General features: G+C 40.4%; 10 protein-coding genes. 7 read left to right on the plus strand and 3 right to left on the minus strand.

The annotated features are described in order from the left end of the window. Positions 1–87: 87 nt before the first annotated feature. The 5 genes from D9T12_RS10420 (at position 88) to D9T12_RS12510 (ending at position 6772) form a co-directional block, all read left to right on the plus strand. Complete coding sequence (locus D9T12_RS10420; RefSeq protein ID WP_130538111.1) at positions 88–1923, plus strand: OmpA family protein; 1836 nt, start codon at positions 88–90, stop codon at positions 1921–1923. A 220-nt stretch (positions 1924–2143) separates the two neighbouring features. Next, entirely contained in the window at positions 2144–4318 is a 2175-nt protein-coding gene (locus tag D9T12_RS10425) for a type I secretion system permease/ATPase (RefSeq protein ID WP_130538112.1), read from the plus strand. Then, on the plus strand, positions 4318–5739 hold the full coding sequence (locus D9T12_RS10430) for an HlyD family type I secretion periplasmic adaptor subunit (RefSeq protein ID WP_130538113.1): 1422 nt from the start codon (positions 4318–4320) through the stop codon (positions 5737–5739). Before D9T12_RS10425 ends, D9T12_RS10430 begins: the two co-directional genes overlap by 1 nt. A gap of 10 nt (positions 5740–5749) precedes the next feature. Next, positions 5750–6373 carry a response regulator transcription factor gene (locus tag D9T12_RS10435; RefSeq protein ID WP_130538114.1) on the plus strand — a complete coding sequence of 208 codons (624 nt, stop codon included), beginning with the start codon at positions 5750–5752 and terminating at the stop codon, positions 6371–6373. 18 nt (positions 6374–6391) lie between these two features. Beyond that, positions 6392–6772 (plus strand): hypothetical protein, encoded by a 381-nt coding sequence (locus D9T12_RS12510; protein WP_130538115.1) that lies wholly within the window; start codon positions 6392–6394, stop codon positions 6770–6772. A 129-nt stretch (positions 6773–6901) separates the two neighbouring features. Here D9T12_RS12510 and D9T12_RS10445 read toward each other — a convergent pair whose 3' ends face one another. Then, complete coding sequence (locus D9T12_RS10445) at positions 6902–8851, minus strand: bifunctional diguanylate cyclase/phosphodiesterase (RefSeq protein ID WP_130538116.1); 1950 nt, start codon at positions 8849–8851, stop codon at positions 6902–6904. A 46-nt stretch (positions 8852–8897) separates the two neighbouring features. Then, a complete protein-coding gene (locus D9T12_RS10450; RefSeq protein WP_240693180.1) occupies positions 8898–9614 on the minus strand; it encodes a transglutaminase-like cysteine peptidase in 717 nt (238 codons plus the stop codon). 530 nt (positions 9615–10144) lie between these two features. On the opposite strand from D9T12_RS10450, the gene D9T12_RS10455 reads away from it, so the two are divergent. Next, positions 10145–10405 (plus strand): hypothetical protein, encoded by a 261-nt coding sequence (locus D9T12_RS10455; RefSeq protein WP_130538117.1) that lies wholly within the window; start codon positions 10145–10147, stop codon positions 10403–10405. A gap of 199 nt (positions 10406–10604) precedes the next feature. Then, positions 10605–11726, plus strand: coding sequence for a ferrochelatase (hemH, locus tag D9T12_RS10460; protein WP_130538118.1), 1122 nt, complete (start codon positions 10605–10607; stop codon positions 11724–11726). 94 nt (positions 11727–11820) lie between these two features. On the opposite strand, the gene D9T12_RS10465 is transcribed toward hemH, so the two are convergent. After that, on the minus strand, positions 11821–12813 hold the full coding sequence (locus tag D9T12_RS10465; protein WP_130538119.1) for a YbgA family protein: 993 nt from the start codon (positions 12811–12813) through the stop codon (positions 11821–11823). Positions 12814–12904 lie beyond the last annotated feature (91 nt).

Genomic DNA, 12904 nt, shown 5'->3' on the forward strand with positions numbered 1-12904 from the left:
ACTTAATTTTCTACTTGGCTAAGATAAGTTTTTATATTGTTTTCCAACAAAACAACTTGCTTAATTTTTTTTAGTTTGGAGTTCGTTATGACCAATTTTTTCAAAAAAACAAAACTCGCTGTAGCGATTGCATTAATATCTGGTAGCGCATTTGCTCAAGCGCCAGAATCCAATATAGACCAAGTATTAAAAATGGCTATCGAAAAGAATCCTGAAGTCCAAGCTTCATGGCACAACTTCTTATCCTCTGGTCAAGAAGCAAAAAATGTTGCCGCAAGCAGTGATGCAACTGTCGATTTTTTTGCAGACTACAGCGCTAATTACAGCAATACAACAACGCTCGACAACACTTATCAAGGCCCAAGCGCACGATTATCTGCCTCAAAGATGCTTTGGGACGGTGACCGTATTGCTAACCAAGCACAATCATTTAAAAACACCGAATTGGTACGTTATTTTGAACTAATGGATTCGGTTGAAAATACCGCGTTAGAAGCTTACATTGCCTACCAAGACGTATTACGTTATCGAGAATTAGCTGGCTTGGCTCAGAAAAGTTACAACAGCCACCTAGAGGTGTATGACAAAATAGCAGAAGGTGTTGAAACCGGATTTACTCGCCGTGCGGATTTAGAACAAATCAATGGTCGTTTAGCTCTGGCTGAATCAAACTTACTCACTGAAAAAGCCAATCTACATGATGTCAGCGCACGTTTTTTACGAATTGTTGGTGAAGTCCCTGCAAAAGAATTAAAAAATGCTGATTTAAATACTGAAACTTTACCAAATTCTTTTGATGAAGTTATGAACTACGCTTACGACCACAACCCAAGCTTCCACGCAGCAATTCGCGACATTGAAGCAAAACTTTCGCAAGTTCAAGCTGCACGTTCAGAGGATAGCGGACGCCTAGATTTGACGGGGTCTTATAACATTCAAACTTATAATGACACTACAGGTGAAGATAATTTAGATAACTTACATACTGCAGAACGTGACGCAAAAGTGGCTCTAGAATTCCGTTACAACTTATACAATGGTGACCGAAACTCTACTGCTATTGAAAAAGCGCAGGAAGATATGAACCGCTCTGAATACATTCGTGACAAAGAATGTGTCGATATGCGCCAAACATTGCAAATTTCTTACAACGACGTAAAAAAAATCACCGAGCAGTTACCAATTTTAAACCAGCACAGAAACTCTTCTGATCGAGTTCGAGTCGCATTCAATGACCAGTTCTCAATCAATCAACGTTCACTTCTTGATTTACTTGATACTGAAATTGAATTCTTCCAATCTAGTCGCGCATATGCAAATGCTCATTATGACCGCAATGTTTCTGTCGCTAAAACACTTGCTGAAATGGGTAAATTGTTAAGCACATTACAACTTTCTCGTGGAAACATGCCAAACCTAAGTGACTTAGGCGCTGAGAAAATGGACGTCACACCAGAAATGATGTGTCCAATTACTGCCATCCCAGAAATGGACTTAGGCATTACGGACCCAAAGCCTATTGAAGTCGCTGAAGCTATGCCTCCTAAATTTGTTGCTCCTGCACAAGATAATATGGAAGGAAATACTTACCGTTTGGAAATTTTATTCAAATTTAATTCATCTGAAATTGATCACCAATATGACAATGACATCGCCGAATTAGCGAAGTTCATGACCGAGCACCCTGACACCCTGGTTGAAGTCCGTGGTCACGCCTCACTGGAGGGTCCAGAAGTTTACAACCAATGGCTGTCCGAACGTCGCGCAAAAGCTGTAGTTAACACCCTAGTCAAGGATCACAATATTGATCCAGCACGCTTAAGCAGCATTGGTTTTGGAGAAACTCAGCCCCTTATCAATGGGATGACTCAGGAAGCTCACCAAGCTAACCGTCGAATTGAAACCAATATTAAAAACAAATAGTTTGCATCCTTCTAGGTAAAAGTATTGTGACAAAGAAAAGCCCTACAACTTTTGTTGTAAGGCTTTTTTCTTATACAAATCCAAGAAGATTAAGTACTACAGGTAACTTTAGGAAAAAACCTAAAAAAGTTGATAAAGATTCATTTTTTTACATTGTTTCAATCATGAATAAGATTAAACTGAGTTCTTAATACTTTTTAAAAAACAAAGAATAAAACAAGTGCTAGAGCAAATTTTAAATTCACAAACAGAAAAATCTCAAAATCACAATGACGATGCATTAGTTGAATGTTTGTTAATTATTTCTCGACATCACAATCAAGAAATTTCCAGAGAAAGCCTAACATCAGGTTTGCCGCTCGTTGATGGAAAACTCACCCCTTCTCTTGTACATCGCGCATCAAAGCGTCTTCAAATGAGTTCCCAACTTCAGCAGCGTAAATTAAGTCAAATCAACCTCAATCTCTTACCTGCTATTCTCATTTTAAAAGCAGATGCCGATTCGACCGAGCAGGCTTGCGTCCTACAATCAATTGATAGATCACGAAATTTAGCCCAAGTGACCTACCCTGACTTACCTGACAGCCTTGTGGAAGTTTCACTTGATGAATTACAAGGCAACTATCAAGGTACTGTCATCTATATTCGCCCTGAATTTAAGTTTGACAGTCGTACTAACAAAATTGAGAAAAACTCCCTGCATTGGTTCTGGGGTGTCATTCGAGATAACCGCCATCTTTATCGAGACATATTGATAGCTTCAATTTTTATTAACCTATTTGCAATTGCAATGCCGCTATTTGTCATGAATGTGTACGATCGTGTTGTACCAAATCATGCAACCGAAACACTATGGATTCTAGCTGCCGGAATTGTAATCGTGCTTATTGCAGAATTATCCCTTAGGTTATTGCGCAACTGGTTCATTGATTTGGGTGCTAACCGAGCAGATGTAAGACTTTCATCAGCCATTATGGAAAAAGTCCTAGGCATGAAAATGACAGACCGTCCAAATTCATCTGGTTCATTTGTTTCCAATGTTCAATCATTCGAGTCAATTCGAAGCTTTATTGGCTCCCTGACCGTTGTAGCCTTGGTTGACCTACCATTTGTATTATTGTTCACGACAATTGTGGCTCTAATTCAACCCATTATGGCTTTACCTATTTTAATTGGGGGCTTTCTTATTTTGAGCTACGCCTTTTTTGCCCAAAATAAAATGCATGAATTATCGCTTGATGCAATGCAAGCTGGTTCAATGCGCAATGCCACACTTTATGAAGGTGTCTCCAATCTAGAAACGTTGAAAAGCTTTAATGTTGAGAGCAAAACGCAATCGGACTGGGAAAAATCCACAATTTTCTTAACGCGTAATGCCGCTAAAATGCGAATGATTTCAGCATCCATTACACAAGGTGCTCACTGGATGCAGCACCTTGTGGGAATCATGGTGATTATTCTAGGTGTCTATTCCATTATTGAAGGTAATATCTCTCAAGGTGCGTTGATCGCTGCCTACATGCTGAGCTCACGTGCCATGGGTCCTATTGGCCAAACAGCTGGATTGTTGTCGCAATACCACTACGCCGCAACCGCCTATCAGTCTCTTGAAGAAATCATGAGTAAAGAAAGTGAGCGGCCGGTAGAAAAGACTTGGATTGCCCCACCACTTGTTCGTGGTGAAATAGAGTTTCAAAATGTCTGTTTCAAATACCCAAATGATGAACGCATGGCATTGAAAGACGTCAGTTTTAAAATCAAAGCCGGTGAACATATTGCAATTCTTGGGCGCAACGGTTCTGGAAAAACCACACTAGAAAAACTTATCCTTGGTCTTTATCAACCAGAATCCGGCCATATTTTGATTGATGGCGTGGATTTGCGTCACTTCGACCCTGCACAGTTACGTCGAAATATCGGCTACATGCCCCAAGACATCAGCCTTTTCTACGGGACACTCAAAGACAATATTACTGTTGCATCCCCTTCCGCAACAGATGAGAACATTCTTAAAGCCACTAGTTTAAGCGGCTTGGACACATTTATCAGATCTCATCCAGCCGGTTTCGACATGCCTGTAGGTGAGCGGGGACAACTTTTATCCGGTGGGCAAAAACAATCCGTTGCCTTAGCTCGCTCTATAATCAATGATCCACCCATTCTGTTATTTGATGAACCTACTGGCTCTTTAGATTTTTCGAGCGAATCACAGTTCATTAAACAAATGGATGAAGCAACCCAAGGCAAAACATTAGTCACAATCACACACCGTACACCACTACTAAAATTAGTGGAAAGAATTATCGTTATGGATAACGGAAAAATCGTTGCCAATGGTCCAAAAGAAACCGTTCTGGAAGCCTTGAAGAAAGGGCGTGTTGGGAGTGTTAGCTAATGAGTCAGCATAAACAAACAACAGAAGAAGCGATGTTCAAAAAAGTTGGCGAAGTGTCCAACCAATTTGATCGAGTTGAAAAAGGTCTATTAGGTAAGTTATTTTCTAAAGGTGCACCTCCCGCCGCACAAAAGGACTGGGTGGTGGATGCGGAATGGGCAAGAATTCAGCAGCATCCCATTCGTGCCAAACGCCTACTTTATGTAGTAGTCCTGACAATTATCGCACTTATTATCTGGTCGGCTTATGCGCCTCTAGATGAGATTACTCGAGGCTCTGGAAAAGTCATTCCATCGCAAAAACTGCAAACAGTCCAATCTTTAGATGGTGGTATCGTCCAAGAAATTCTAGTGGAAGAAGGTCAAGAAGTTAGTCGCGGCGACTTATTATTACGCATTGACGCTACACGCTCACGCTCATCTTTCCAAGAAAATATTACGCAAGCACTCTCCCTTCAAGCTGAAATCATACGCCTGAAATCGTTGATTAATGAACAACCTCTAAATTTCCCTACACACCTTGTAGAGGAAGCGCCTGAAGTTGTCGATCGGCAACGTCAACTTTATTACTCAAACTTAAGACAGCGAGATGAAGAAGCCAACATTCTCGAATCTCAGCTGTTCCAACGTGAACAAGCACTTTTAGAGGGAATAGCTGCACGCAACCAACACAGAAAAAACATTAGCCTACTCAAACAGGAACTCGACGCTGTAAAACCGCTTTTAAACTCTGGTGCAGTCTCTAAAGTGGAAATCTTCCGCCTTGAACGTGAATTGAATGCATTACGCGGCGATTTAGCTCAAACCAACGCTTTAATTGAGCGCAGTCGTGGTGCGATTAACGAAGCGCAAAACAAAATTGACGAGCTCAAAGCAAGCACCATGACTAAATGGCAAGAACAACTTTCAGAGTCATCAACCAAGCTATCAGCCCTTCAGCAAGCTGCTAAAGGTTTAAAAGACCGAGTGAAGCAAACCGATATTCGCTCTCCAACAAAAGGGACCGTTCAAAGACTTCTGGCAAATACAGAAGGGGGAGTATTATCTCCAGGGCAAGCAATTTTGGAAATTATCCCTACCGATGATGTTTTGATTGTTGAGGCTAAAGTCGCGCCAAAAGACATTGCATTCATACGCTTTGGCCAGCCAGCAATGATTAAATTCAGTGCCTATGATTTTTCAATCTATGGAGGAGCTGAAGCAATGGTGATTAATATCAGCCCTGACTCCATCACCGACGAAAATAATGAAACCTACTATTTGGTTAAATTAAAAACCGATGCGAATAAACTGAATCCGCAAATCAAAGTTATTCCGGGAATGACCGCTCAAGCAGACATTATCACCGGAAAAAAAACCGTCTTAGAATATTTACTAAAACCCCTACTCAGAGCTTCATCACAAGCAATGACAGAACGCTAAAGAGCAAACTATGTTAGTAATTACTCAACCTGAATTTCACACCTCCGTTTGGCAAGCTGCACTTCCAAGTGCGGAAGTGATAGAGAATACATCCTTATCCCATAATAAAGAAGCTCGCATTAAGCTATTTGCTTCAAAGGAACTGGTATTATTGCTCAGCAATATTCCTGGCTGGGAAGAGTTAATGTCAGAACTTCGACAAAGCAAAACACCTTGGATCATTCTTAGTAGAAACACCTCAAAAGAAGAGTTTCGTAAAATTGTTGCCGCTGGCGCCCGTGGCTACCTTGATGCACTCAGCCATCCAGAATCTATAAAAACAGCAGTCAAAAGTGTTGAATCAGGCGCTTTGTGGATACCCGAACCTTATATGAGCCAGCTGGTACAATCCATTTCCCAAAAGTTGCCACAAATTAAAGAGCCCGATCTGTCAGAGCTGTCGCCAAAAGAGATTAAGGTTGCAGAATTGATTTCAACAGGCACTTCAAATAAAGAAATTGCGGAAATGCTTAATGTCACAGAAAGAACCATTAAGTCTCACTTAACGCAAATTTACGCCAAACTTAACATTCGTGATAGGATGCAACTCATGCTTTATATGCAAGGTCACCCCATTACTGCAGAACACGCTTAAGATTTTTCGGAAAAAGTTATGTATATTAAACGAGACACGGACCACAAAATTGCTGCCATCAGCCTTGAACAACTTCCAGAGTTTGATGAAATTTTAGATGATAATGCCGAAGAAATTTTTGAGTTTCTCAAGCGCTCTCCGCAAATTGCAAGACACCCTTATATTATGAAAACGCTAGACACGCTTGAAAAAGCCAAAGAATCACTTGCTAAATCGGATGAAGAGTTTATTCGTGTTCTAGAGGATGTAATTGACCTATTAACGGAAAAAGGGTTTATTCAATTCACTGAACTACCGGAAAAAGCTCAAGAAAAGCTCATGACACGTCAAACAATTCGGGCAAAAACCAACAAGCTGGATTTGGTGGAAGAAGAAGATGATTCGCTCAGTTTGCCATAGTGATCGCGAGTAAAATTTAACCTTTTTTCGAAATAAGATACCGGCCGGTAACATTATTTATGTTTACCGGCCGGTTTTGTTTTGCAAGCTTCTATTAAGAGTCTTTTGTCACGATAATGGCTAGCAAATCTACTTAACCGCAGGCCCCGTCACCCCATCAAAACCTAAATAAGGCAATTCAGAAATCATCGCTTCCTCTCTCACACCCTCGGCAATCACTTTTAAACCAATTGAGTGACCTAAACCACAAAGAGAACGAACAAAACCATTCGTCTGCGCATCTTGATTTTGGAGATTTTGCGTAAGTGCTGCATCCAATTTTAAATAATCCAAACCAATCTCTTGTAGACTTGGCAAGCTGCTGAAACTTGCTCCTGCACGATCAATACCAACCTGACAACCAAGCCCCTTAACGGTTTTAGAGAAGTCGATAAATTGATTCACCGCTTCCAAAACCGATTTTTCAGGCACCTCAATCCAAATTTTTGGACAGACATCAAGAGCAGACTGCAACGTTTCAACAATTTGCTCACGAATCTCAAAATTTTGAAGCGATTCGACGGAAAGATTAATTGCAACCTCAGAAACTTCGCCTTTTTGAGATTCAAGTTGCAGTTTCTCAACCACATTCTTAACTAACAACAAATCAAACAAAGGTAATAATCCTAAACGCTTAGCCCACGGTAAAAAGAAACTCGCGGCATGAGTCTTTCCATCAACTTGAATACGCATCATCGCTTCATGATGGATTAGGTTATTTTCACAATCTTTAACTGGGTAGAATTGCGGTTGAACCGAGTTTAAATTAATTACGGTCTCCAATAGTTCACGCCAACCTTGAACATTATCAGGTGCCTGAGCAGTTTCTTGAACCGCTTCCATTTCACGAAAAACAATTTCATAACTCCGCTGCAGTTCAGACTCTGCCAAAAGACCATCGATCTGTTGCAAAATTCGACCACGCCCTTCTGAATGCGGAAACTGTAATGCCGCTGCTGGCAAATGGAGAGACTCTAATTCAGGATGCTGGTTTGAAAAAATTTCCAAACGCTTCTCTAATGTTTTTAAAAAATCGTCAATATTCGTAAAGTTTGCAAGCAGAACCGTAAAATCTCTTCCGTTCAACCGAGCTAAGTAGGCCTCAGAAAAATTGCTTGAGAATTCTTCGGTAATGGACTGCAAGTGTGCAGTGAATTCTTTAAGTAATTTATCCGTTGGCTGGTGTCCAAGTTGTTGATTGATTTTACTCAAATCATCGAATCGTAGCATCACCAGAACATGACGTCCTTCTTGTTCGTGATTATTAAGCAATGCATCAAATTGATTCATAAAGTACTGGCGGTTAGCTAATCCTGTCAACTCATCATGTTGCGTTTTAAAACGCAAAACTTCTAAACGACGACTTTCTTTTTCTAACATCTCCTTAACACGCTGAGTCATGCTATTCATCGCTTTAACCACTTTTTTGAACTCTAAAGTTCTGGGGACTTCTGAAGTCACAAAACGACGCGATTGAATTGCCTCTGCTTGCTCTACAACATCATCCAATGGACGTGTTAAAACTCTCAATACCCAAGTTCCTAAAACACCAAGAACAATGGTTGCTACTAAAAACCAAACAAAGAACTGCCATGTAGTTTTCCAGAGCGCTTGATAAGCGAAGCGATCATCACTCTCGACATACAAAACCCCATATTGTTGCCAACCATTTTGAACTTGAGCAACGCCCTCATGAACGTTAAGCGATACCAAACCAGCAAACCACTCTGGATAAGACTTTTCGATCATTTCAGATTCATATTTTTTTGAAACCCGCATTTCACCATTCGGATCAATTAACGAAATGCGTTTATAGTTACCTGTGTCAAACTGGGCAGAAACTAATAACTCGACCGTGACGGGATCTTTATCCATTTGGCTCAAAACTAACGCAAGCGAACTGGCATTATCATTATTCTTTAGACTAAGTTGCTCTTGGTAATACGATTTTGCACTCAAGCTAGAAATCGTAAAACTACTAACAAACACCAAAATCATGAGCCCGGAAACTGCAAGCCATAACTGTTTAACCAAAGACATGAGTGACTACTCCTAATTAATCATTTCGTGGTGATGTTTTCACCTTCTACTGCAATGAAATCCCTTCTCTTGCAGTTTGTTCAAGAATTTTTTGCCATTTCGACAAACGAGCCGTTGGCTTTGAGGTAGAGCGCACATTCAAGCCAGCCCAAAGTCCTTGGCTATTAAAACTAAATACGGGTTTTAAATCATTTCGCATCGAAGCTTTCTGAACCAAAGACACTAAACTGTCTAAAATTAGCGGCTCTGCATTAGGCGTTGCATAGTAGCCAAGAACCATATGCGCTTCAAAAATCGGGCTTCTTGGCCCACCCATTTGGGCTTTAACATAGATTAGACGTAATTTTCTGTCTTCAATTCCTGCTAAACGAAGTGTAATGTACTTGGCAATCGCATAATCTTCGCAATCCCCTGTTCCTCTTGCTAATGTCTCAGCTAAAGGTGCCCAATAATCCTTTACACCATAATTTTTTTGATCAATTCGATAACGTAGAAATTCATCAAAAAAGCGATTCACATACTTTAATTTATCAACCTCGTCAGGCATGGCCTTAACTTGTTGCAGCATTCGCTCCCAACTTTGAGCATTTCTCACCGCGGACGATCCATACTGACGATTTACTTCTGCAAAAAATATTGACCAATTTACCCCAGGAGCAGCTAAACTCCAGTTGGCTGTCCACAAAGAAATCGCCGTCACTCCTAACAAAATCAGGATGATTCTCTGCAAACGAACAAAAAATACTTTTGAAGTAATTGCCACCACGAAATTGAATCTCAGAAATAAAATTTACAAACGAATTCGCGTGAAAATTCGAACCCTATTACCTAAAAACACTTAACTTTATGAGGTCAATCATACCGAAACTTTGGGATTTTTGTAAAAACTCCATAGTCAATTTACTTTAAAAAACACCATCTTCTAAGTAATTTTATAATGCATAACATTCATTATAGTTATTAAATAAAATATAAAAATTCAATATTAGTAAACAGATTCATTTTAGAACTAATGCAATAGCTTAAAAAACGGCTCAATATCTATTGAAATTATATGTAGCAAAAAATCTGTGGCTATGACACAATTAAACTTGTAAACAGATTTCAACCTTATTTAAATAGGGACAATCTGGGTGTTTAAGGTAACAATACAGTGTTAATTTAGAGAGTATTTCAAACTCCACAACACATTCTAAAGACCTTAAATTAGAAGTAAATTCAAACTAAAAAAGCAGTCAATTTACTTCATGACCAATAAATTAAATGGTCGATAACTGTCATTAGGGGGAAAATATGACATTTAACGAACGCGTAAAGCAGTACATTGAGTACAAAGGCATTATCAAACACCGTGTTGCAGAAGTAGCCGGCATCACTCCAAGTGCTTTCTTCCGTTTTCTAAACGGTACAAACACAATGAAATCTTCAAACATCGAAAAAATCAACGAAGTATGGCCTGAAATGGTGGCCTACGCATTCCGTATTGATCCAGACATCGCAAAACGCTCACGAAAACTTAAAATTTGTGATGCGGACTACCGCGAAGACGATTAATAAACGACTGCCTTAAACACCTAAAAACACTTTAAGCCCGATTTAGTCGGGCTTTTTTATGCCCACTCGCATATAAAAATATTGCCTCCGCCCAAAACATGCTTTCTAACCAATTCAAGTTCCCTTTTCAGTAAAACACTTGAGCTTTTATACAAAACCTATACAATCGACAAAAATAAAATCAATAACCGGAGCCGCTATGTATTATCACGGACGTAGCCATTTTGAGCATGGCGAATCAACTGCAACAGGAATTCTAATCACAAACCTTGGAACCCCTGATGCGCCAACCAAACAAGCACTAAAACCCTACTTGAAAGAATTCTTGGAAGATCCTCGTGTTGTTGAACCACCACCAGCTCGATGGTTATGGAAACTTATCCTGAATGGCATCATTTTGAATACCCGGCCGGCGAAATCTGCCGAAGCTTATGAAACCGTCTGGAACTCAGAAGGCGAAGGGGCACCACTTCTGAGAATTACTGAACGCCAACTTGCCGCCATTGAAGAACGAGTTCGCCCTCACTTTAGTGGCCGTGTGGAATTTGCTTTAGGTATGCGATATGGCAACCCTTCCATTGCATCGGCTTTACGAGAGCTTCATGAAAAAGGCTGCCAAAGAATCTTAGTATTGCCTCTTTATCCTCAATATGCAGGAGCCACCACTGCATCAACGCTAGATGCCGTCTCTGCAGAACTGCAAACTTGGCGCTGGGTACCGGAACTACGATTTGTTCGTAACTACCATCGCCACCCTGGCTACATTAAAGCTTTAGCCAATAGTATTCGTGAATATCAAGCAGAACACGGCAAACCTGAATTACTCGTCATGTCATATCACGGTGTGCCACAACGCTATTTAGATAATGGCGATCCTTATCACTGTGAGTGCCACATCACGTCTCGATTAGTTGCTGATGAACTTGGGCTAAACAAAGATGAATATCGAGTGACCTTCCAATCTTTATTCGGAAAAGAAGAGTGGATTAAACCATATACCGATGCAACGATGAAAGCTCTTCCAACAGAGGAAGGGATTAAAAATGTGCAAGTCATTTGCCCTGGATTCTCTGCTGACTGTTTGGAGACTATTGAAGAAATTGGGGAAGAAAACCGCGAATACTTTGAAGAGCATGGTGGCGAAAGTTTTGGCTATATTAAATGCCTGAACGACCGAGCGGATCATGCAGACGCATTGGCTGATTTAATTTTGCAGCATACGCAAGGTTGGTATGAAAGAGAAGGCTTTGATGCACAAGCAGACGAAGCTGAACGCGCGACAGTGAAAGCCAATGCCAAAGCCCTCGGGTGTCCTTATTGAAAGACTCACTTAGAAAAGAACGGCAAGACCAATAAAAAACACACCGGCCGGTTTATTTTTACCGGCCGGTGTTTTTCTATAACGTTTCTTTAGCTTAACGATATGCCGTTGTTTTGGAACGCAATGCTAGCTCTGAAGGATATGGATGGATTATCCACTGGGTTTCCAAATACTCAGAGCCATAGTGATTAATAAACTGCTCCAAAAGTTTCATAACACTGATAAATGGCACAATCCCTTTTCGAAACTCTTCCAATGTTTCAGTAAACAACTGCTTTTCTGCTGGCGTCACCTGATCTTTAAAATAGCCATACATATGCTGCATCACATTGACCATTTTGCCTTTAGACGCTCTCTCCTGTAACAAAATATTGAGTGCTTTTTCATAAGCCTCAAGCTGTTCTGTCAAATTCTCTTTTGTCGTCTTAGCAACGATTTTGCCCATTTCACGATATAGCTGCTCATCTTTGGAAAGCAACAAATACTTATGATCACGGTGAAACTCCTGAAACGCTTTGATTTTCGGCGCCTCATTCATCTGCTCTACAAACTCTCGCCAACGCGCTTTGGTAAACAAGTTCAACATGAAATTTTCCCGCAACCACGCATCTTGCAAACGACCTTCTTCTTCCACAAACAAATTTGGAATGCGTTGCTGTAAATTTTTAGTAAACAACCCTTGATCCATTGGATCTTGAGAACCAAACCATTCTCCCGTCGGACGGTAAACTTTAATTCGTTCCAAACCACAGCTTGGAGAGCGAGATTTCACCACCGCGCCATCTAAATTTTGTTTTTCCAGAAAGTCGATTTTTTTATCTGTATAGGATTGCAAGCCTTCCGTGTAATCGGTTCCGGATTTAGGCCCAATGACTCGAATTTGATTTTCAACATCCACCAGTCGAATCGTTTCACGTGGAGTTCCCATTACAGCCGCCTCAGGACAAAAGCGGAAAAAATCCGCATATTTCGACAACTCATATCGCACAAAATCATACTGTGCGTGCCCACCGTTATAACGGCATTCAGACCCATATAAACAATCGGATAAAGCGATACGTAAACGCGGAAATTCAGGCTTTTTCATTCTTTTCTCTCACTTTCTACCGGTAGGTAACCATTAATTTTGCATTGAGTTATTTACAACCACTTTCAGAAATTTTTTTTATGACAAACGA

Origin of the sequence: Thiomicrorhabdus indica, from assembly GCF_004293625.1 — a bacterium.
Lineage (GTDB): Bacteria > Pseudomonadota > Gammaproteobacteria > Thiomicrospirales > Thiomicrospiraceae > Thiomicrorhabdus > Thiomicrorhabdus indica.